At 62.3% G+C, this 22,422-nt stretch carries 21 protein-coding genes; all 21 read right to left on the reverse strand.

The window, feature by feature from the left end; genetic code table 11:
* Positions 1–33: 33 nt before the first annotated feature.
* The 21 genes from AB7M25_RS16235 to AB7M25_RS16335 all read right to left on the reverse strand — a co-directional run bounded on the left by AB7M25_RS16235 (position 34) and on the right by AB7M25_RS16335 (position 22,407).
* Positions 34–387, reverse strand: coding sequence for a Rieske (2Fe-2S) protein (locus tag AB7M25_RS16235; RefSeq protein ID WP_429385401.1), 354 nt, complete (start codon positions 385–387; stop codon positions 34–36).
* Positions 384–701 (reverse strand): YciI family protein, encoded by a 318-nt coding sequence (locus AB7M25_RS16240; protein ID WP_007997964.1) that lies wholly within the window; start codon positions 699–701, stop codon positions 384–386. The genes AB7M25_RS16235 and AB7M25_RS16240 overlap by 4 nt, the downstream gene beginning before the upstream one ends.
* Before the next feature lie 3 nt (positions 702–704).
* Positions 705–1,577, reverse strand: coding sequence for a dioxygenase family protein (locus tag AB7M25_RS16245; RefSeq protein ID WP_454237630.1), 873 nt, complete (start codon positions 1,575–1,577; stop codon positions 705–707).
* Positions 1,578–1,614: 37 nt separating this feature from the next.
* Positions 1,615–2,682 carry a maleylacetate reductase gene (locus AB7M25_RS16250; protein WP_454237631.1) on the reverse strand — a complete coding sequence of 356 codons (1,068 nt, stop codon included), beginning with the start codon at positions 2,680–2,682 and terminating at the stop codon, positions 1,615–1,617.
* An 8-nt stretch (positions 2,683–2,690) separates the two neighbouring features.
* On the reverse strand, positions 2,691–4,154 hold the full coding sequence (locus AB7M25_RS16255; protein WP_454237632.1) for an aldehyde dehydrogenase family protein: 1,464 nt from the start codon (positions 4,152–4,154) through the stop codon (positions 2,691–2,693).
* 93 nt (positions 4,155–4,247) lie between these two features.
* A complete protein-coding gene (locus AB7M25_RS16260; RefSeq protein WP_429385409.1) occupies positions 4,248–5,267 on the reverse strand; it encodes a hydroxyquinol 1,2-dioxygenase in 1,020 nt (339 codons plus the stop codon).
* A gap of 48 nt (positions 5,268–5,315) precedes the next feature.
* Entirely contained in the window at positions 5,316–5,810 is a 495-nt protein-coding gene (locus AB7M25_RS16265) for a cupin domain-containing protein (RefSeq protein WP_429385411.1), read from the reverse strand.
* 242 nt (positions 5,811–6,052) lie between these two features.
* Positions 6,053–6,982, reverse strand: coding sequence for a LysR family transcriptional regulator (locus AB7M25_RS16270; RefSeq protein WP_429385413.1), 930 nt, complete (start codon positions 6,980–6,982; stop codon positions 6,053–6,055).
* A gap of 129 nt (positions 6,983–7,111) precedes the next feature.
* Positions 7,112–8,149, reverse strand: a complete 1,038-nt coding sequence (locus AB7M25_RS16275; RefSeq protein WP_429518086.1) for a branched-chain amino acid ABC transporter permease — start codon at positions 8,147–8,149, stop codon at positions 7,112–7,114.
* A complete protein-coding gene (locus AB7M25_RS16280; RefSeq protein ID WP_454237633.1) occupies positions 8,149–9,012 on the reverse strand; it encodes a branched-chain amino acid ABC transporter permease in 864 nt (287 codons plus the stop codon). The genes AB7M25_RS16275 and AB7M25_RS16280 overlap by 1 nt, the downstream gene beginning before the upstream one ends.
* A 2-nt stretch (positions 9,013–9,014) precedes the next feature.
* A complete protein-coding gene (locus AB7M25_RS16285) occupies positions 9,015–9,707 on the reverse strand; it encodes an ABC transporter ATP-binding protein (RefSeq protein WP_102674791.1) in 693 nt (230 codons plus the stop codon).
* 3 nt (positions 9,708–9,710) lie between these two features.
* On the reverse strand, positions 9,711–10,436 hold the full coding sequence (locus AB7M25_RS16290) for an ABC transporter ATP-binding protein (RefSeq protein WP_429561537.1): 726 nt from the start codon (positions 10,434–10,436) through the stop codon (positions 9,711–9,713).
* A gap of 25 nt (positions 10,437–10,461) precedes the next feature.
* On the reverse strand, positions 10,462–11,772 hold the full coding sequence (locus AB7M25_RS16295) for an ABC transporter substrate-binding protein (protein WP_454237634.1): 1,311 nt from the start codon (positions 11,770–11,772) through the stop codon (positions 10,462–10,464).
* An 87-nt stretch (positions 11,773–11,859) separates the two neighbouring features.
* Positions 11,860–13,206, reverse strand: coding sequence for an outer membrane beta-barrel protein (locus tag AB7M25_RS16300; protein WP_218502934.1), 1,347 nt, complete (start codon positions 13,204–13,206; stop codon positions 11,860–11,862).
* Between the two features lie 586 nt (positions 13,207–13,792).
* Positions 13,793–14,503, reverse strand: a complete 711-nt coding sequence (locus AB7M25_RS16305; protein ID WP_095965995.1) for an NAD(P)H-dependent oxidoreductase — start codon at positions 14,501–14,503, stop codon at positions 13,793–13,795.
* A 9-nt stretch (positions 14,504–14,512) separates the two neighbouring features.
* On the reverse strand, positions 14,513–16,159 hold the full coding sequence (locus tag AB7M25_RS16310) for an ABC transporter ATP-binding protein (RefSeq protein ID WP_454237635.1): 1,647 nt from the start codon (positions 16,157–16,159) through the stop codon (positions 14,513–14,515).
* Positions 16,160–16,161: 2 nt separating this feature from the next.
* On the reverse strand, positions 16,162–16,989 hold the full coding sequence (locus AB7M25_RS16315) for an ABC transporter permease (RefSeq protein WP_429561539.1): 828 nt from the start codon (positions 16,987–16,989) through the stop codon (positions 16,162–16,164).
* A 3-nt stretch (positions 16,990–16,992) separates the two neighbouring features.
* On the reverse strand, positions 16,993–17,952 hold the full coding sequence (locus AB7M25_RS16320) for an ABC transporter permease (RefSeq protein ID WP_116579363.1): 960 nt from the start codon (positions 17,950–17,952) through the stop codon (positions 16,993–16,995).
* 157 nt (positions 17,953–18,109) lie between these two features.
* A complete protein-coding gene (locus AB7M25_RS16325; protein WP_102673533.1) occupies positions 18,110–19,711 on the reverse strand; it encodes an ABC transporter substrate-binding protein in 1,602 nt (533 codons plus the stop codon).
* 97 nt (positions 19,712–19,808) lie between these two features.
* Positions 19,809–21,224 carry an aldehyde dehydrogenase family protein gene (locus AB7M25_RS16330; protein WP_454237636.1) on the reverse strand — a complete coding sequence of 472 codons (1,416 nt, stop codon included), beginning with the start codon at positions 21,222–21,224 and terminating at the stop codon, positions 19,809–19,811.
* Positions 21,217–22,407 carry a pyridoxal phosphate-dependent aminotransferase gene (locus tag AB7M25_RS16335; RefSeq protein ID WP_218474048.1) on the reverse strand — a complete coding sequence of 397 codons (1,191 nt, stop codon included), beginning with the start codon at positions 22,405–22,407 and terminating at the stop codon, positions 21,217–21,219. Before AB7M25_RS16335 ends, AB7M25_RS16330 begins: the two co-directional genes overlap by 8 nt.
* Positions 22,408–22,422 lie beyond the last annotated feature (15 nt).

A 22,422-nucleotide genomic window follows, 5' to 3' on the forward strand; every position in this document is an offset into this window, starting at 1 on the left:
AGGAGTTTAGATCAGCCCCCATCAGCCACCCGGTTACTGACCGGCGGTGAGTTCAATCTCCATCACCAGTTGGTCTGCGACCCAACGTACCGGCACGGCCTCCAGTTGCGCGCCTTTACACGGGCCGTCGATGCAGTGCCCGTCGTCGTAACGAAACATCGCACTGTGATGGGCGCACATCAGGACCTTGCCGCGCCAGGTGCAGAACTGCTGCGGATTGAAGTTCAGCGGCACCGAGAAATGCGGGCAGCGGTTGATGTACACCCACACCTGTTCGCCCTGACGCACCGCCACCAACCCGGCGGGATGCAATTGCTGGTGCTGTGGCAATCCCAACGCCCCGCCGTCGGCGATGTCGTCCAGTCGGCACAAGGAAATGCGGGTCATGGAAAACCGCGCAGTTCCGGATTGCCCAGGCTCCAGTGCCAGGGGCGAATCTGCAGGCTGGCGAACAGTCCCGCCTGGACATAGGGATCGTCGCGCATGAACGCTTCCACCTCCGGCAGGCTGCCCGCCTCGATGACCAGCAACGTCCCCGTCATCGCCGCGCCGGCATCATCAAGGATCGGGCCGCCGAGGCGCACGACGACCCGATGATCCCCGGTCGCACGTAAATGCGCCTGGTGACTGGGCCGCAGACGCTGGCGCAGCGCCTGGCAGTCCGAATGATCAGTGGCAAACACCGCAAAGAACTGACCCATGATTCACGCAGATTCCATGACAAATTCATAACACGCACGCTTGAACGGCACGTCCATACCCAGCCTGGCGGACACATCGTCGTGGCAGGTCAAGTCTTCGTAAATCACCTGCAACGACTGCTTCACCCCAAACACTGCATCGGATTGCAGGTACGGATCATCGTGGTTGAACAGGTGCGTGACCAGTTTGCGATAGCCCGGCACATCAATCATGAAATGCAGGTGAGCTGGCCGCCACGCATGGCGATTGGCGGCATCGAGCATGCGCCCTACCGGGCCATCGGTCGGTATCGGATAGGCCACCGGGACAATGGTGCGAATCGCAAAGCAGCCATCCGCGTCGGTGCGATAGCGCCCGCGCAAGTTGCCGAACGGCTGTTCGGTGTCCTGTCCGGAATACATACCGTTTTCAGCGGTCTGCCACACGTCCAGCACCGCGCCGGCCAGGGCATTGCCATGAATGTCGACCACGCGCCCGCGTACCAGCGCCGCTTCCCCAGGCGTGAAGGCCATGTTTTCACCGAACTCGCGATCCGGCATGCCATCGATGTAGAACGGCCCGAACACGGTGGTCTCGGTGGCCGTTGCGCTGTGGCGATGGTTGATCGCGTCGACCAGCATCGAAACGCCCAGGGTGTCCGACAGCAGAATGAATTCCTGGCGCACCAGGCCATCACATTTGTGCCCGGTGTCGGTCAGAAAGCCAATGCCTTCGAACCACTCCTGTTCCGTCAATTCGACCTCGCTGACAAACGCATGCAGGTGGCGCACCAGGCTTTGCATGATCTGTTTGTAACGCGCATTCGGCGCATCGTTGAAGCTGTTCACTGCCTGTCGGGAGATCAGTGATTCCATGGTGTTGTCTTGATCGGTCATTGTTGTTATTCCGACGAGGATAAGAGTGGTTGGCAGATCAGGCTGGGGCCTGACCTGCCAGGGCACGGTTGAGCAGCGCCTCAATCGGGCCTTGTTCAAACGGCCGCGGGTTGTAGTAAGGGCTGGCGCAGGCGATCTGCGCGGCTTCGGCCGGGCCGTTGGCCGGGAAGCCGATGTCCGCCAGGGCCAGTGGGATACCCAGCTTCTGGTTCAGTGCGTACAACAAGGCACCGACCTCGCTCGCCTCACTCCCACCCAACGCGCGTGCAGCCCGTTGCAAAGGCCCGGCCGCCGCTTCGCGGTTGTAATGCGCGGCGTGGGGCAAGACGATGGCGTGCGCCTGGGCATGGGGTAAATTGAACGTGCCACCCAAGGTGTGACAGAGTTTGTGGTGCAAGGCCATGCCGACCGAACCCAGGCAAATGCCTGCCAGCCACGCGCCGTACAGCGCCTGGCTGCGCGCTTCGGGGTCATCGGGATGCTTGACCACACCCGGCAAGGCCTGCGCCAGCGAGCGAATCGACTCTTCGGCCATGAAGCCGATGATCGGGTTGGCGTCCTGGGCGTACAGCGCCTCGACCGCGTGGGCCATGGCGTTCATGCCCGAACAGGCCGAAATGTGCGCTGGCAGGGTCAGGGTCAATTGCGGGTCGTAGATGACGGTTCTGGGTAAAACCCGCAGATCCCGTCCGGTTTTTTTCAGGCGATTTTCGGTCAGCCCGTAGATCGGCGTCATCTCGGAACCGGCGTAGGTGGTCGGCACTGCCACGATGGGCAGGCCGGAATCCATCGCGATCGCCTTGCCCAGGCCGATGGTCGAGCCACCGCCAATGGCCACGCAACAATCGGCATCCAGCCGCGCCGCCTCAAGGCGCGCCGCTTGCGCCACTTCCAGAGGAACGTGCATCACCGCCTTTGGATAGACACCGGCGGCACGATCACCGAGCAACGCCGCGACCTGTTCGCCGAGCCCCTGCTGTTGCGGTGTGGTCAGGATCAACGCACGCCGGGCACCCAGCCGTTCGATTTCCTCGGCCAGCGCCGAGAGCTTGCCCCAGCCGAACACCACACGGGTCGGCAGGCTTTGATAGACAAAGGGATTCATGGCTGGCCTCAACGCTTGTAGTACGGCGGGATGTTGGCGTCGACATTGACCCAGACCGAACGGGCTTCGGTGTAGTCGTGGATCGCTTCGAAGCCCATTTCCCGGCCATAGCCGGACTGACCGACACCGCCAAACGGACTGCCCGGGTTGACCCGTTTGTAGCAGTTGATCCAGCACATGCCGGCGTGAATCGCCTCGGCCATTTTGTGCGCGCGGCTCAAATTCTGCGTCCACAGGCCGCTGCCCAGCCCGTATTCGGAGCCATTGGCAATGGCCAGGGCTTCTTCGTCGGTGCCAAAGCGCACCACGGTCACGAACGGACCGAAGACTTCCTCCTGGCAAACGCGGTCACCGGGCCTGGCTTCGACCACCGTCGGCTCGATGTAAAAGCCATTCGCCAACGCCTGGTCATCCGGGGCCTTGCCGCCGGCCAGGACCTTGCCGCCCTGCTCGATGGCAATGTCGATGTACGCCATCACCCGGTCGCGGTGCAGCGCCGACGTCAGCGGGCCCATTTCGGTGTCCGGGTCCAGCGGGTCGCCCAGGCGAATGGACTTGGCCAAGGCAATGAAACGCTCAAGGAATTGATCGGCGATGTCTTTGTGCAGAATCAGCCGCGAACCGGCGATGCAGGCCTGGCCCTGGTTGTGAAAAATCGCCCAGGCCGCGCCATTGACCGCCGCGTCCAGGTTGGCGTCCTCGAACACGATGTTCGCGCCCTTGCCGCCCAGTTCCAGCTGGATGCGCTTGAGGTTGCTTTGAGAAGCTTCGACTATCCGCCGCCCGGTGGCGGTCGAACCGGTAAAGGCAATCTTGCCCACGTCGAGGTGTTCGGCCAGCGCTTGCCCGGCGGTATGGCCGTAGCCCGGCACCACGTTGACCACGCCTTTGGGGAAGCCGACTTCCGTCATCAGCTCGACAATGCGCAAGGTCGACAACGGGGTGATTTCCGAAGGTTTGATCACGATGGTGTTGCCCGCCGCCAGCGCCGGGCCCATTTTCCAGCTGGTGAACATCAGCGGGAAGTTCCACGGCACGATCTGCCCCACCACGCCAATCGGCTTGCGTTGCACGTAGTTGAGGAACCCCGCCTCGACCGGAATCACCGAACCTTCGATCTTGTCGGCCATGCCGCCGAAATAACGGAAGCACGCTGCCGTGCGCGGCACGTCGAGGCCACGGGAATCGCGGATCGGATGCCCGGTATTGAGGGATTCGAGCTGCGCCAGTTCTTCACCGCACGCTTCGATCCTGTCCGCCAGTTTGAGCAACAGGCGTCCGCGTTCGGCGGCGCCCAGCGCCGACCAGGCCGGGAAGGCGCGCTTGGCGGCGGCGACGGCGAGGTCGATGTCAGCGGCTTCGGCGGCAGCGATGCGGGTGATCAACGAACCGTCATGGGGCGACACGACGTCGATGGTGCCGCCGGCGACGGCATCCACGAAGCGGCCATCGATATAGAGCTGATTTTGCATAATGGTTTCCTCGCACCGCGCGGCTGGCGCAGTGTTTGACGAAGTGATTGCTGAACGCTTTGCCCGGCGCTGGGCCGGGCCGGACACGAGGTCCTAGAACTCGATCGGATACGGCTTGAGCTCACCGCTTTCGTAGCGTTGCGGCAGGTTCGGCGTGGCGTTTTCCCAGACCATCAGCATCGAGCGTTTGGTCGAGTAGCCCTGGTGACGGATGTCCGCGGGCATGGCGCAGATGTCGCCGGCACGCATGGTGATGCGCGCACGAGGATTGCCGTCGTCCTTGTCGCCGACGTCCCAGATGATTTCGTCGGACATCTGCAGGAACCACTCGATACGGTCGTTGCCGTGGAACACCGGCAGGATGAACTCCTCGGTGGTCGGGCAGAACAGGCTGGCCTTGCACACCGAGGTCACCGACGGGTTCCAGGTCACGTCGGAGCGCGACAGGTACTTGAACAGGTTGAAGGCATGCAGTTCGCCTTCGAAGCCTTCGGCGGCATGGACCTCCGGTTCGTCCTGCGGCACATCGATGAACTGGCGGTTGACCGGCAGGTCGTCACGCAGCGGCGAGTCACCCTTCAGGCCCGGCATGCGTTTGGTGGCGATGCGCGAGCGCTCGATGGCTTCGATGTTGTTGCCGTTCTTGCGCCCGAATGCGCTGCCGGTTTCTTCCGGGGCGGCGAAGGGGTCGAAGGTGGCGTTGGTCCAGTCGCGCAGGATGGCCTTGAAGGTGGCCATGATCAGCGGCGTTTCGAAGTTTTCCGTGTAATTGACCCCGGCCGCCTTGAGCGTGCCGTTGAAGGTGCCGGCGTACAGGTCGACCTTGCCGTAGTAGTTGCGGGTGCCGATGACCTGGTCAAAGTTGACCCAGCCATAGAAAAAGCCCCAGGCCACGTCACGCATCATGGCGCGCAGGAAGGCGTCGACCGGAATCAGGTGCGAGCGGGTCTGGCCCTTGGCCGGCCAGGTGATGCGGGCGAAATACTCGTCGCGCGACAGTGCGAAGGCGCCGAGTTTGAATGAGCGGTAGCCGGTGACGGCATGGGGTGCGCTGGCCTGGACTTCATCGTCGGCAAGGTGGGCGGTGTCGGCAGCGGTTTCAAGCATGGCCATGGCGGAATTCCTCTTGTTGTTGTGGGGTGGGCGGTCGGGTGCGGCAGATCACTTGAAGCAGATGTCGGCCCACTTCTCGACCGACAGCGGGCCTTTGATGGTCTGCTGCAGGATCACACCCGGGCGACTGGCTTCGAAGCGATAAGCGGTGCCGATCGGCAAGAGGCACTGATGGCCGCGCTTGAGCAACACATAACCCATCGGTTTGCCGGCAGGTACGTCACCGGCCATGTGCGTGCCCTCGCCGGCTTGCAACGGCGCATCGAGCTTGAGGAAGTCCACGCGGACCTCACCGTCCATGACGATGGCGAATTCGTCGTGTGCTGCGGTGTACCAGGGCGACTGGCCTTCGGCACGGATGGACTCAACGACGTAGCCGAGGTTGAAACCCACCACGACTTTTTCATAAGGGAGGGATTTATCCGCCACTTCGAAAATGTTGGAAAAGGCGTAGTGGCTGGCCTGGCCGCTGATGATTTCAACCGACCCTTTGGTGTAGTTGTCCAGCGAGCCGAAGACCGTTTCGATTGCAGCGCTACTCATGGTTTTCACCGTTTTGTTGTTGTAGTAACAGTGAGCCAACAGTACGTCGCACCCGCTCTGCGAACAATTAGAGGACCGGCGACAACAGTGTTTGCGAAACGCAAACACTGGCCATACTGCAATCCCTGTAGGAGCGAGCTTGCTCGCGATGGACTCAAGAGCGCCGCGTTTCGCCAGCAGTCACGCGCAATCGTTAACGACCATCGCGAGCAGGCTCGCTCCTACAGGGTTCGTGTATTGACTCAGCGCACCCAGCCACGCTCCAGCAGGGGCTTGTCCCAGCATGGCTCATCGCCGAAGTTGTTCACCAGAAAGTCGATCAACGTACGGACTTTCAAGGCCCGGCGCTGGGTGGCGGGATACACCGCCGAGAAGTTGAACGAGGACAGCGCATATTCCGGCAGCACCGGAATCAGTCGGCCGCTGAGCAAATCATCGCTGGCCACCAGGGTCGGCAGGCAGACAATGCACACCCCGGTCTGCGCGTAATCGCGCAGCAAGTGCACGGAGTTGGAGCGCACCTGGCCCGGCAGGCTCAGCTCCACTTGCTCGTCGTCGCGGGTGAAGATCCAGCGGTTGCGCGACGGATAGCCTTCGTACAGGGCGATCTTGTGTTGCAGCAATTCCTGGGGGTGGGTCGGTACACCGAACTCGCCGGCGTAATCGGGCGACATGCAGAACAATCGGCGCACGCTGAACAGCTTGCGCTCGATCAGGGTTTCGGCCATGGGCGGGAACATCTGGAACGCCACGTCGAAGCCTTCCTCGATGGGGTCCACCACCCGGTCGTTGACGATCACGTCGACTTCAATGTCCGGGTACAGACGCGTGAACTCGGCCAGCATGCGGCCGAAGTGACCAATGGCAAAACCCGGCAGCATCTGCACCCGGAGCTTGCCGGTGGGCTTGGCCCGTAGTTCGCGCATGTGTTCGGTCAGCGAGTTGAAACCGGCGACCATGTCGGCGCATTCCTTGTAGTAGGTCTCGCCCACTTCGGAAAGCCGCACATGGCGCGTGCTGCGGTGAAACAGCGGCGCGTTGATGAATTGTTCCAGTTGCTGGATGCGGTGGGTGATCACCGAACGGGTCACCCCCAGTTGCTGGGCGGCCTTGGCGAAGTTGCCGGTTTCGGCCACCCGCACAAAGGCTTCGACACTGAGTAAACGATCCATGGTGCAGGCTCCTGGAGAGTCCCGGTCTGTGTAGATCCTAGACCTGTAGGAGCCGGCTTGCCGGCGATGGCGGCAGATCGACCAGCCTCTATGTGGCCAGTAAGATCGCTATCGCCGGCAAGCCGGCTCCTACACATCCCGGGCTTGCACCGATAGCCGTCGCTGCATCGGGAACACCTGCCAGCCCAGCCGCTCGCTGATCAACCCCCACACTCCTTGCGGCGCCTTGAGCATCATCACCACCGCGACCACGCCGAGGATAATCATGTACACCGCACCGTACTGCGCCAGGCAGCCGCGCAATACGAAGTAAATCAGCGTACCGATCAACGGCCCTTCCAGGGTGCCGATGCCACCGATGATCACGATAAAGATCACCACCGCAGTCCAGTCCTGCAGGTTGAACGCCGCATCCGGGGAAATGCGCAGCTTTTGCAGGAAGATCAACGCCCCGACCACGCCCGTACAACCGGCGGCCAGTACGTAGACCATCAGTTTGGTGCGGAACGTATCCACCCCGAGGCTGCCGGATGCCGGCTCGGAATCACGAATCGACGCCAGGGCCAGCCCCTGACGCGAGCGCAACAGGAAGTACACCACCGCCACGGCGACGATGGCGATCGCCAGCGCGGTGAAGTAGATCAGCGTTTCGCGTCCGTCCCGGTCATTGCCGATCTGCCGCACAATCGCCGCCGGCAGGCTTTGCCCCGACCCGCCACCCAGGCTGCTCATCTGCGCCAGGCCCAAACGAAAGACCTCTGCCACCACCCAGGTACCGATGGCGAAGTAGGCGCCACGCAGACGAAACACGATCAGCGCCGTGGGAATCGCCAGCAACGCCACCAACACGCCTGATAGCAACACCGCGACCAGGGGCGGCACACCGAATTGGCTCGCCAGCATGAACAGCAGATAGCCGCCCAGACCGACGAAGGCCTGCTGCCCTACCGAGACCATGCCGGCGTAGCCCGCCAGCAGGTTCCACATTTGCGCCAACGCCAGGTAATAGGCGAACTCCACCACCAGGCGCAGGCTCGCCCGGTCGGCCCACAAGGGTGCACTGAGCAAGATCAATACGCACAGGCCCAGCAACGACAGGCCGATGGTGCTGCTGGTGGTCGTGCGTTGTACGCGATAAACGAGCGCGGGGTTGTTCAAGGCATTCATCAGTCGACACTCCGGGGAAACAGGCCACGCGGGCGCACGACCAGGATCAGCAGAAACACAAGATGACCGGCGAGGATTTGCCAGCCGGGATCGATTTTTGCTCCCAGGGTTTGCGCAACGCCGAGAATCACTCCTCCGGCCAGCGTGCCCCACAGGCTGCCCAGGCCGCCGATGATCACCGCTTCAAAGCCGTACAACAGCCGCGCCGGCCCGACCGTAGGATCAAAACTGGTGCGGATCGCCAGAAATACCCCGGCAATCGACACCACCGCCATCGCCAGCGCCATGGCCAGACCGAAGATGTGCGCGTTGTTGACGCCCATCAGCCGTGCAGTGTGCTGATCGTCTGAAGTAGCGCGAAATGCCCGGCCCAGCGAGGTTTTGTAGAACAGCAATTGCAGGCCGCCGATGATCAGCAAGGCGCTGCCGAACACGATCAGCGGCATGACGCCCACACTCAAACCACCGAAACCGACACTGGCGACCTCAAGATCGCCCTGAGCCAGTTTTTGGCTGTCGGCACTGAAAAATTCCAGCAACACGTTCTGCACGATGATCGACAGGCCGAACGTCACCAGCAACGGCGGCAGGATGTCCGTGCCCAGCGTGCGGTTGAGCAACAGCCGTTGCAGCAGATAGCCGAAACAGAACATCAGCGGCACCACGATCAGCAAGCTCGCCAACGGGCTGAACCCCAGGTGATTGACCACCAGCAGCGCCAGGTACGACGCCAGCACGATGAAGTCGCCATGGGCGATGTTGACCAGACGCATGATGCCGAACATCAGCGATAGCCCCACCGCGAACATCGCGTACAGGCCGCCGAGCAACATGCCTTGAAGCAAGGTATTGAGCCATTCCATCACTAGATCCCGAAATACGCGGCTTTGATTTGTGCTTTGTCCGCATCCCCAGGCCGACCGGTCAGGGACACCCGCCCTTCCTGGAAGCAATAGAAGCGGTCGCACACACTCAGCGCCTGATTGATGTCCTGCTCGACGAGAATCACCGTGGTGCCGTCGGCCTTGATCGAGGGCAATGCGGCGTAGATGTCCTTGATCGTCGTCGGCGCCAGGCCCAGGCTGATTTCGTCGCACAACAGCAAATGCGGGTTGGCCATCAGGCCCCGGCCAATCGCGACCATTTGCTGCTGGCCGCCAGACAGTGCGGTACCCGGACGCTTGCGCAGTTTTTCCAGCACCGGAAACAGCTGATAGATGCGCTTGAGCGTCCACGGTCCCGGGCGTTTGCTGTAGGCGCCGATCAGCAGGTTTTCTTCAACGCTCAGGGACGCAAACAGCTTTCGGCCCTCCGGCACCAGCGCGATGCCGCGCTCCAGCACCTGATTGGCTGCCATGTCGCCAATGGTCTGCCCCTTGAAAGTAATGGCGCTCGGCTGGTTCTTGATCAACCCGGCCAAGGAGCGCAGGAACGTCGATTTGCCCGCGCCGTTGGAGCCGATGATCGCCACGGTTTCACCGGCCTCAAGGGTCAGGCTGATGTCGAACAGCGCTTGAAAATCGCCGTAGCCGGCGCAGAGTTTTTCGATGGTCAGCATGCGTCAGCTCCCGATGCCCATGTAGATGTCCTGGACCCGAGGATCGGCCATCACACTGCGCGGTTCGCCTTCGGCCAATTTAGCGCCGAAGTTGATTACCGTCAGGCGACTGACCACCGCCAGCAAGGCGTGCACGATGTGCTCGATCCAGATGATGGCAACGCCGGACTTGTGGATGCCCTGAATGGTTTCCACCAGCGCCAGGCATTCCGGTTCGGTCAGGCCTCCGGCAATTTCGTCGAGCAACAACAGGCGCGGCCGAGTCGACAAGGCCCGGGCCATTTCCAGACGCTTGCGGTCGAGCAAGGTCAGTGAGCCGGCCAGCACATTGGCCTTGCGCATCAGGCCAGTGAGTTCCAGTGTTTGCGCACACCACTGACTGGCTTCGTTGTCACGCAGCCGCGCACCAAAGGTCGCGCCCACCAAGAGGTTCTCGAACACGGTCATTTTCACGAACGGATGCGGAATCTGGTGGGAACGGCCGATGCCCTGCTGACAGCGTTTGAACACAGGTTCGCGGGTGACGTTGCGGCCTTCGAAATGGATCTGTCCCTTGTCGGCCGCCACGCCACCGGCGATCAGGTTGAACAGCGTGCTTTTACCCGCGCCATTAGGCCCGATGATGCCCAATGCTTCACCCGGTTGCAGGGTCAGGTCGATGGCGTCCGTGACCTTCACCGAGCCGTAGCTTTTATGCACATTGGTCATTTGCAGAAGTGGTTGTTGCATGGTGCACCCGTGTTCTGTTGCGCGATCAATACGTAATGGCCTGCATCTCGCCGCCCAGCGGAATCGCCGGGGCGGTGGCATTGCTGGTCACGATCAGGTCGTATTTATTGTCCTTGCCCAGTCGCCACTGGCCGCTGACCAGAGGCGTCTTGGCGACGTTCTTCACCGGTCCGCCATTCCAGTTGATCGGGCCGACCACGGTGTTGAGGTGGGTCTTGAGCAAGGCATCGCGGACCGCTTGGGCGTTGCCGATTTCTTCGGTGCGCTTGAGGATGTCCACGGCCAGTTCGAACAGGGCATGCACGAACCCCAACGGTTGCGTCCACTGCTTGCCGGTGGCCTGGGTGAAGCCCTGGGCCAATTGGCCGGCGCTAGCGCCGGTCAATGACGAGCTGAACGGGTGAGTCGGGCTCCACCAGATTTCGGTCGACAGGTTGTTGCCGGTCTTGCCCAATGCCTCGACTGCCGTCGGGAACAACAGCGCTTTGCCCACCGACACGGCTTTTGGATTGAAGCCCTGCTGTCGGGCCTGGGTCCAGAACGTGCTCAGGTCCGGCGGGATGACCACGCCGGTAACGATCTCGACATCGGCCTTTTTGAACGCGGCGATCTGCGCGGAAAAATCGTCGGTCAGACTCTGGAAGCGGCCAGGGTCGACCAGTTGAAAGCCCTTTTGCGCCAATACCGGTGGGAACCCGAGCTTCTGGTCGCCCCAGGCATTGCCGTCGCCATCGTTGGGGAACAGCCCGCCCACCACTTTGTTGGACGGCATCGCCCCCCACATGGCGCTGTAAGTACCGATCACATCTTCCAGGCCCCAGAAGAAATGGTAGGTCCACTCGAAGCCTTGATCCGGCTTGCCACCCCGGGTGAAAAACCACGGCTGCCAGGGGGCAACGGTGGAGATACAGGGAATTTCGTTGATTTCGCACTGATCGGACACCGGGTTGGTGGTTTCCGGGGTCGACGACACCAGCATCAGGTCGACCTGGTCCGACAGGATCAGCTCGCTCGCCACTTCCGCCGCGCGGTTGGGGTTGGACTGGCTGTCCTTGACGATGACCTCAAGGCGATAGGCCTTGCCTGCGACATTGATCGAGTTCTTCAAGACTTGCTTGAGCGACTCGATGATGTAGTTGTCGGCTGCCGCAAAGGGCGCCAACGGCCCGGTCTGCGGGCTGACATAACCGAGCTTGATCACCCGCTCACCGCCGATGGCAAAGGTGAATGGCATGCTTGCCAGTGCCACGCCGCCGGCGGCAATACCGGTACTGCGCAGGAAGTCACGGCGGGAAAAGTCGCGGCCTAACAGGTTTTTATCGTTGTTGTCTGTCATGTAAGTACTCCAAAAGCCTGGACGAACGGGGTCGCCACGTGTGGCCGGGCCATCACGCAGGGTCAGGGATAAAGCAGGGAAATCCGTTTAGAAGAAGAAACTGACGTCGAACGACGCGACCACTTGCGAATCTTTTTCGCCGTCGGCATAAGCATCGCGGCCGGGGCCTGAATGGATGTCGTAGCGCAATTCCGGGCGCAGGCGCACGTTGGGTGTCGGCGTCCAGGCCAGGTTGGTGGTGACGCCGTAGAAACTGCCCCAGGTCGGATCGGGAATCCCGGTGTTCGGGTCGATGTTGGCCATCATCACGTGGACCGGAGCGTCGGTGTAGAACCACTCGGCGCGACTGTTCCACATCAGGTTTTCGCTGAGCTTGTGGTACCAGTTGATGTCGGTGCCATACCAGGTCGCGTCGTTCTTGTTGGCAAACCCGGCGAAAGCACCCTGCTCCTGCTTGCCGTAGTTCAACTCCAGCGCCACGCGGTTGTTCGGGTCGAGCACTTGCGACAGGGTCAGGTAGGACGCCAGGCGCTTGTAGTCGTCATCCTTGGTGCCCGCCGGCAGCGGCGAGCCACAACTGCATTCGGCGAAGCTGTCGCCAGCGCCATTGCCGTAGATGTTTTCCCAGTCGATCCAGGTGCCGAAGTCCGCCGAGCGCCAGCGCACGTTGGCGATCACGTCCGGCGAGTGATTGGGGTCCTGCAGGTTGTTCCAGCCTTGGACCACGCCCAGTTCGAAGCCGAGCATGCTTTCGCCCGGTTCCGAAGGCAGTTTGAACGAGTACAGTGCTCCGGCATGTTTGGCCGGGCCGTGCATGAAGGAGTAAGTGTGGGTGTAGAAGTCGGTCGGTGCCGGAGATGGCAAGGCGAAACCGATTTCGTTTTCCAGCGGCGTGTGGAAAATCCCGATCATCAATTCAGAGCCCCCCAGCACGGGGAAGTAGAAGTTGACGTAAGCCTGGGCGACGGTGAACGCCGGATCTTCAGGCTTGTTGTCGCGGTTGACGCTCAGGTCTTCGTCCCAGCCGTAGGTCTTGAAGAAGCGCGCATCCTTGCCGTACAGCGCCGTGACGTTGAAACCCCAATCGGCTTCTTGCGGCATCGCGCCGGGAAACGGTCCGACGCGGCCAATCACATTGCTCTTGGGTTTCTTCTCCACGGCCAGGGCGAACTGGTTGAGGTTCACACCTTCGTCGGTATTGAAGAAGCTTTGCTTGCTGACGTCATCCGTGCCGTTGTTGTTATAGATCACACCGGCCTGAGCCCAGCCATAGATCTTGATCCCGTGTTCGCGCTCAAGGCTGTCGCCGAAGACATTGCGCACCAGCGAACCCATCGGATCGTCTGCTGCCAGAGCCATAGAGGGAAACAAAACGTCGGCACCCAGAACGGGCGCGAACAGGGTTGCTGCGCAAACCCATGCACGAATACTCATACCTGCCTTCCTTATTTTTATCAGGCGCCAATCCCCCGAAGGGGCATGAGGCCGAAAGCAAGGTATGACGTCTTGATGAGCCCTGGCTTGAGCTCCACCCGATCGTTGGCAGATCGTGGTGTTCGGCGTAATGGAGGCTACAAGCCTGCCACTGCACCAACAATTCCATTCTCGGCGACTTCAGTGTTTGCGTATTCAGAACAATGCGGGTCTTTGTGGGAGCGGGCTTGCTCGCGAAGGCGGTGTATCAGCCACCAATGATGTTGAATTTGAAGGCCCCTTCGCGGGCAAGCCCGCTCCTACAGGTTTTGTGGTGTTGGTCAAGCCTCTGCGGCAACGCCGATCATTGTGGGAGCGGGCTTGCTCGCGAAGGCGGTGTATCAGCCACCAATGATGTTGAATTTGAAGGCCCCTTCGCGGGCAAGCCCGCTCCTACAGGTTTTGTGGTGTTGGTCAAGCCTCTGCGGCAGCGCCGATCATTGTGGGAGCGGGCTTGCTCGCGAAGGCGGTGGGTCAGCCGACATCAATGTTGACTGTGCCACCGTATTCGCGAGCAAGCCCGCTCCCACAGGGTTAGCGGTGTTGATCAGGCATTGGTGGTCAGCGGATAGAGCTTGTCATCGAACTGCGACAGCTTCGGAAACACCAGCGGTTGGTCATCACTCAGATGCTGCAGCCGCTGGCCGTAATCAACCAGAAATTGCTGGCGCGCCTCTTCACTGATGTACGGCACATGCCAGGCCACGAAGGGTTCCAACACGTCAAAACCGACATAAGCCAGGGTTCCGCGCAGGATCGGGCGCAGCATGTCTTCCAACGGACCGTGGATCGCGCCTTCGCCAAACATGTGCTCGCGACCGCCCAGGGTCACGGTCACCAGCGCTTTCTTGCCGGCCAATCCGCCTTGATCGTAGAAGCGCTTGCCGCCATAGCAGATGCCCGACACCAGCACCCGGTCGATCCAGCCCTTGAGCATGGCCGGGGTGGAGAACCAGAAGATCGGGAAGTTGAGGATCAGCAGGTCGGCCCACAACAGTTTGTCCAGCTCGGCCTGGATGTCCGGCGCCAGCGACTGGCTCTTCACGCCCAGGCGTTGTTCCAGGGCATAGACCAGGTACTCGGGGTTTTCCCGATTCGAGAAGTCGGCGTCGCTGGCCACCGGGTTCCAGTTCATTTTGTACAGGTCGCTGACCTGCACTTCATGGCCCTGGGCCTGGAGCGTGGCGACGGCCTGGTCACGCAGGGCGGCGGTGAAGGATTGCGGCTCCGGGTGAGCGTGGACGATCAGTACTTTCATGGTGGTTCCTTAGACGTGTTCCAGCGAATCGGTTGAAGGTGTGCAAGCGCGCGTGGCCAGCAAGCGGTCTAGCCAGTCGGGGTCCATTTGCGGTTCGGAAGAAAACAGCAACCCGGTGTAGTCCTGGTGTGGCGGGGTGAAGATCTGGCTGCGCGAGCCGTGGTCCACCACCCTGCCCCGTTGCATCACCAATACCTCATCGGCGATCGCCCGAACAGTGGCGACGTCATGGGTGATGAACAGATAAGCGACACCCAGTTGTTGCTGGATGCGGTTGAGCAATTTCAGTACGCCTTCGGCGACCAGTTGGTCGAGGGCCGAGGTCACTTCATCGCAGATGATCAGTTGTGGATCCGCCGCCAGGGCCCTGGCGATGCAGATGCGTTGTTTCTGCCCACCAGACAGCTCGCGGGGTTGACGCTCCATGAAGGTCGCCGGGTCGAGTTCGATCATCTCCAGCAGTTCGGCGACCCGGGCACGCATGGCCTTGCCCTTGAGGCCCAGATAAAACGTCAATGGTCGACCGATGATGTCGACGATGCGCTGACGCGGGTTCAGCGCCGTGTCGGGGATCTGGTAGATCATCTGGATGCGCCGCAGTTGTTCCTTGCTGCGCTGGCGAAAGTCCGCCGGCAAGGGTTCGCCGTCGTACAGCACCTGGCCGTAAGTCGGCGGCAGCAAGCCGGTGATCAGCCGCGCCGTGGAGCTCTTGCCACTGCCGGATTCGCCGATCACCGCCAGGGTCTGGCCGCGATACAGCTTCAACGATACGTCGTGCAGCACCGGTTGCTGGCCGTAACTGGCGCAGCTGTTGCGCAGTTCCAGCAGCGGTTGTTCCTGCTGCGGGCTTGCCTTGGGCTCGGTGCGGAAACTGCGCACCGCCCATAGCGACTTGGTGTAGTCCTCTTGTGGGTCGCCGAGCATCTTGCGGGTCTCGGCCTCTTCCACCAGTTTGCCGTGGCGCAGCACCATGATGCGGTCGGCCATCTGCGCGACCACCGCCAGGTCGTGGCTGATGTAGATCGCCGCGCTGCCATAGGTCGCCACGGCGTCGCGAATGGCGGCGAGGACTTCGATCTGGGTGGTGACGTCCAGCGCCGTGGTCGGTTCGTCGAAGATGATCAGGTCCGGGTGACAAGCCATGGCCATCGCGGTCATGACCCGCTGCAACTGGCCGCCGGAGACCTGATGCGGATAGCGCTGGCCGATGGTTTCGGGGTTGGGCAAACGCAGCACCCGATACAGTTCCACTGCATCACGCATGGCCTGGTCGCGGCTCATGCCGCCGTTTTTCACAGCGGTTTCGACGTGCTGGTCGATCAGTCGATGGGCCGGGTTGAACGAAGCCGCCGCGCTCTGTGCCACATAGGCAATGCGCAGCCCCCGCAGTTTGCGCAGGGCTTCAGGCTTGGCCTTGAGCAGGTCGATGCCGTCGAAGTGCACCGAGCCGCCGGTGATCCGGCAGCCGTCGCGGGTATAGCCCATGGCCGACAGGCCGAGGGTCGACTTGCCCGCGCCGGACTCGCCGATCAGCCCCAGCACTTCGCCCCGTTGCAGGGTCAGGTCGATGCCCTTGATCAGCGGATGCCAGGCGTCTTCGTAATGGCCTTCGATGTGCAGGTCGCGGATTTCCAGTAAAGGTTTTGTGGTCGTCATGTTCAGCACTCCTTGAGGCCGCTGGATTTGTGCAGCATCCAGTCGACGACGAAGTTGACGCTGACCGTGATCAAGGCCACGGCCAGGGCGGGCAGCAACGGACTGATGTCGCCGAAGGTGATCAGCACGGCGTTGTCGCGCACCATGCTGCCCCAGTCGGCGGTGGGCGGTTGAATGCCCAGGCCGAGGAACGACAAGGCACTGATGAACAGGAACACGAAGCAGAAGCGCAGGCCGAACTCGGCAATCAGCGGCGCCGCGGCGTTCGGCAGCACCTCGCGGGTCACCAGCCAGCACAGGCCCTCACCGCGCAGGCGTGCGGCTTCGACGAAGTCCTGCACCACGACGTTCATGGCCACCGCGCGCGACAGGCGAAACACCCGGGTCGCATCCAGCAGCGCAATCACCAACACCAGCGACGTCGCCGTGGTGCCGACCACGCTGAGGATCAGCAAGGCGAAGATCAGTTGCGGAATGGCCATGAGGATGTCCACCACCCGCGACAAACCCTGATCGACCCAACCGCCCTTGATCGCCGCGATCAAGCCGCAGGACCCACCGAGCAAAAACGCCAGTACCGTGGTGAGGAAGGCAATGCCCAGGGTGTTGCGCGCGCCATAGACCAGGCGGCTGAACATGTCGCGCCCCAGGTTGTCGGTGCCCAACAGGAACTGCCCGCCCCACGGCGTGAAGCCGTCGCCCACCACCTGGGTTTCGCCAAACGGCGCCAACACTGGCGCAAACACCGCCACCAGCACGTAAAGCAGGATCATCAACAAACCGAACTGGGCGCTCAGGGGCGCCCGCCACACGTGTTTTAACAGGCTCATGGTCTACCCCTTCGGATGCATCAGGCGCGGGTTGCTGGCAATCGACAGCACATCGGCGCTGGTGTTGAGCAGGATGTAGGTCGCGGCGAAGATCAGGCTGCAGGCCTGCACCACCGGGATGTCGCGCTTGGCCACCGAGTCCACCAGCAACTGGCCGAGCCCCGGATAGACAAACACCACCTCGACCACCACCACGCCGACCACCAGGTACGCGAGGTTCAACGCCACCACGTTGACGATGGGCGCCAGGGCATTGGGCAAGGCGTGACGGAAGATGATCCGCGACTGGCTGATGCCCTTGAGCCGGGCCATTTCGATGTAGGGGCTGGCCAGCAGGTTGATCAACGAGGCGCGGGTCATGCGCATCATCTGCGCGATCACCACCAGGCTCAGGGTCGCCACCGGCAACACCGAGCGCTCCAGAATCGTGCCCAACGAAGCGTCCGGCGCCAGGTTGGAAATGCTCGGGAACCAGTTGAGCTTCACCGCGAACACCAGGATCAGGATGTAGGCAACGAAGAACTCGGGGAACGACACCGCGCTCAGGGCCGAGGTGTTGAGCAAGCGGTCGAACCAGCTGTTGCGGTACAGCGCGGCGAGCATCCCCAGACACAATGCCAGTGGCACCGACACCAGGGCCGCCAGCAAGGCGAGGCTGAAGGTGTTTCCCAGGCGCGAGCCGACCAGTTCGGCGATGGGCCGCTGGTTGGCCAGCGATACGCCAAGGTCACCGTGCAACAGTTGCCAGATCCAGTGGCCGAAACGGGTGAGCGGCGGCAAATCCAGCCCCAGTTGCGCCCGGTAGGCCGCCACGGTTTCCGGGGTGGCCGACTGGCCGAGCATGGCCTGGGCGATGTCGCCCGGGAGCATGCCGACGGCCAGGAAGATGATCACCGAAACGGCGAACAGGGACAGCAGGCCTAATGCGAGGCGCTGTCCCAACAGCTTGAAAATACTTCTCATCGTGCAGTTCCTTGAATTGGGCACGCCTTTGAAGACTGCAAATATCCAACTGTAGGAGCCGGCTTGCCGGCGATGACGTCTTCATTTTCGGTGCAAGACTCCAGACCGCCATCGCTGGCAAGCCAGCTCCTACAGGGGATCTCCATCGTTCCCGGGGTTATGCCTGCCACCAGCGCTCGATCACCCGCAGGCCATCCAGTTCACCGTAGGGCGCAGTCTGCCCACCGTGAACCACCCGGTTGGAACGCGCCGCCACCGAACTGGCGAACAGCGGCACGATCGCCCCGCCCTCGTCCCGGCACAGCGCCTGCATTTCGTTGTACATCTCGCGGCGCAGCGGGTCGTTCATTTCGCCGCGAGCGGCGTTGAGCAGTTGATTGAAGCGCGGGTTGTCCCAGTGGGTTTCGTTCCAGGCCGCACCCTTGGCGTAGCCGATGCTGAACATGCGGTCGGCGGTCAGGCTGCTGTACCAGAACGAGGTGGTGAAGGGTTGCTTCATCCACACGTTGGAGAAGAAGCCATCGGCCGGCTCGCGCACCACGTCGATGTCGATCCCGGCGGCGCGGGCCTGCTCCTTGAACAGCACCGAGGCGTCCACGGCGCCGGTGTAGGCCGCGTCGGAGGCTTGCAGGCGCACCTTGAGCGAATCCAGACCGGCCTTCTTCAGGTAAAAGCGCGACTTGTCCGGATCGTAGGTGCGTTGTTCCAGTGCGGTGTTGATGAAGCGGCTGCCGGGCTGGATCGGGTGGTCGTTGCCCACCAGGCCATAGCCGTGCAGCACCGAAGCCAGCAAGGTTTCGCGGTTGATCGCGTGCTTCATCGCCAGGCGCACGTCGTTGTTCAGGAACACCTGGCTGTCGGTGAGCATCGGGAAGGTGTAGTGCTGGGCGCCCTTGGTTTCTTCGATGACCAGGTTCGGGTTGCGCTTGAGCAGCGCGACGGTTTTCAGGTCGACCTTGTTGATCACATCCACCTGCCCGGTGACCAGTGCATTGACCCGTGCCGCGCCGTCGGAGATCGCGATCAACTCGGCGCTGGCGAAGTGCGCGCGGCCCGGTTTCCAGTAATCGGGGCTGCGTTCCAGGGTCATGCGCACGCCCGGCTCGAAGTCCTTGAGGCGATAGCCACCGGTGCCGGCGCCGGCCTGCCAGTCCGCCGCGCCGTCCTTGCTCGGCATGATCGCCAGGTGGTAATCGGCAACCACATAAGAGAAGTCGGCGTTGCCCGAATGCAGTTCGAACACCACGCTGTCGCTGCCGTTGGCGCTGACTTTGGCCACGTCACCCAGCACGGTCTTGGCTGCCGAGGTGGATTTCTCGCCCAGGTGATGCTGGATCGACGCCACCACGTCCTCGGCGGTCAGGGTCTTGCCATTGTGGAAGGTCACGCCCTGACGAATCTTGAACGTCCAGACACGCGCGTCCGGGGTCGAGGTCCAGCTTTCGGCCAGTTCGGGGATGGCGCTGCCGTCGACGGCAATTTCGGTCAGGGTGTTATAGACCGCCGAGAAGCCGACGAAGGTGAAGGTGTCGGACCAGGAACCCGGATCTTTCGAGTCCGTGGTGCTGCCACCCGCCAGGCCCAGACGCAACACGCCACCCGGCTTTGGCGTGGCCTCCCCGGCAAAGGCGCCAAACGGCAGCCCCATGGAGAACGCCCCGGCCACCGCCGCGGCTGCCGCGCTGTACTTCAGGAAGTCCCTGCGCGGGAAGCTGAATTCATGGTTCGCTTGAGTAATCTTGTTTTTGTTATCGCTCATTGCATTGCCCCTGATAAAAGCTAATGAAATACCGGTTCAAAACCACGCAAGACACCGGGCCAGGGCCCGGTGCATACAACGTTCGAATCGCCAACCGTCACACCTGGATCGCCTTCACTTCGACGAACTCGTTGAGTCCCTCCTCCCCCCACTCCCGGCCATTGCCCGATTGTTTGTAGCCACCGAACGGCGCCTGGTAATTGAACGCCGCGCCATTGAGGAAGCACTGGCCGGCACGCATCTGCCGGCCCAGGTGCAAGGCACGCTCGGCACTGCCGGCCCAGACGCCGCTGGACAGGCCGAACGGCGAGTCGTTGGCGATCTGCACCGCTTGCGCCTCGTCGGTGTAGGGAATCAGGCACAGTACCGGGCCAAAGATCTCTTCCTGGGCGATGCGCATGCGGTTGTCGACATCGGCGAACAGCGTCGGGCTGACATAGAAGCCGCGCTCGAATGCCGACGGCGCGTCACCGCCGCACAGCAGCCGTGCGCCTTCCTGTTGGCCGACCTTGATGTAATCGAGCACGGTGCGTTTTTGCCCCGCTGAACACATAGGTCCCAGGAAGCTTTGCGGGTCCAGGGGATCGCCCATGCGCAGGCTCAGGGTCTCCTGCAGGGCGATTTCCACGGCTTCGGCATAACGGCTGACCGGCAGCAGCATGCGGGTCAGCGCGGTGCAGGTCTGGCCGGAGTTGATCATCACGTCCTGCACGCCGTAGCGCACGGCCGCGTCCAGGTCCGCATCCTCGGCAATCAGCAGCGGCGACTTGCCGCCCAGTTCCAGGCACACCCGTTTCACCGAGGGCGCCGCCGCTTGTGCAACGCGAACGCCCGCGCCGGTGGAGCCGGTGAACGACACCATGTCCACGTCAGGGTGTTTGGCCAGCGCTTCGCCGACTTTCGAGCCCGGCCCGCTGACCAGGTTGAACACCCCGGCCGGCAGGCCGATGTCCTCGATCATCTGCGCCAGCAGGAAGGCATGCAGCGGGGTTTCCTGGCTCGGCTTGACCACCACGGTGCAACCGGCGGCGAGGGCCGGGGCGAGTTTGCCGATTAACTGGTGCAGCGGGTAATTCCACGGGTTGATGAACGCGCAGACACCCACGGCTTCGCGGATCACCAGCGAATTGCCGACTTCGCGCACCTCGTCCATGAGATGAGCCAGTTCGACATACTGCTCAAGGCCAGCGATCGGCCCGTCGACCTGCACCGAGCGGCACCATTGCACCGGCATGCCCAATTCAGTGGTGATGACCGAGGCCATCTCATCAGCGCGGGCACGCAATTGCCCGGCCAGGGCACGAATGTAATCGGCGCGCACGCTGGACGGTGTGCGTGACCATGAGTCGAAGGCCCGGCGTGCAGCCGCCACGGCGTTTTCAACATCGCGCTCATCGCCCAGCGGCACGCTACCAGCCACTTCTTCCGTGGCCGGGTTGATCACCTCGGCGATGCCCTGCCCCGACGGTTTTTGCCAGCGGCCATCAATAAACAGTGCGTTGTGGTTAAGCATGAACCTGGGTCTCCATCAATTCCTGGGCACAACGGGCAATCCGCTGGCAGGCATCGCGCAACGGTTCGGCACCGACCACCAGACCGAGTCGAATGTGCCCCGCCGCGCTCGGACCAAAGGCCTCGCCCGCCAATACCGACACACCGTGGCGATCCAACAGACGGTCGGCAAACGCCTGGGCACTGAGCCCGGTCTGGCGGATATCGAGCATCACGAACATGCCGCCGTCAGGTTTCAACGCCCGCACCCCGGGGCAATCGGCCAGGCTGTCGCACACCAGATCGCGACGCTGGCGATAGGCTTCGCGCATGGCCTCCAGTTCCGGCAGGTTGCTTTCCAGGGCCACCACGGCAGCGTCCTGAATGAAGTCCGGCGAGCCGTAGAGCATGCACAGCGCAAGGTTTTCCAGGTGCGCAGCGAGCGATGGTGGCGCCACCACCCAGCCGACGCGCCAGCCGGTCATGGCGTGGGATTTCGACAGGCTGTTGAGGGTCGCGGTGCGCTCGGCCATGCCCGGCAGGCTCGCCGGGCTGACGTGCTCGCCTTCGAACAGCAGTTCGCTGTAGACCTCGTCAGAAATCAGCCACAGGTCGTGGGCAATGCACAACTCGGCCAGAGCGGCCCAGGTGCTGCGCGGCAGACTGGCGCCGGACGGGTTGTGCGGACTGTTCAGCGCCAGGGCCCGGGTGCGCGGCGTGATGCGTGCGGCGACATCTTCAGGCAACACCCGGAAGCCGTTTTCCGAACGCACCGGCACCGGCACCACCACGGCGCCGCAGGCACCGAACACGGCTTCGTAGGTGACGTACATCGGTTCGGCGACGATCACCTCGTCACCGGGATTGAGCACGCATTGGGCCACGCTGAACAGCGCACATTGCGCCCCGGCCAGCACGGTGACCTGATCGGCCGAAACGCTTTGACCGCTGCGTTGTTGATGGCGCCTGGCAATGGCCTCACGCAGGGCACGCTTGCCGCGCACCTCGGCGTAATGGGTGTTGCCGCTCAGCAGGCTGTCGATGGCCCCCTGCACGATGGGTTGTGGCGTGTCGAAATCCGGGTCGCCCACGGACAGCAGCAAAATGTCCTGGCCCTGCTCGCGCAGCGCCAGGGCGCGGTAGTGAATATCCCACGCGGCAGCGCCATCACCGGCGATACGTTGAGTCAGATCGGAAAAGCGCATGGCTTCGTCCCCTTC

It is taken from the genome of Pseudomonas sp. AP3_22 TE3818, from assembly GCF_053628995.1.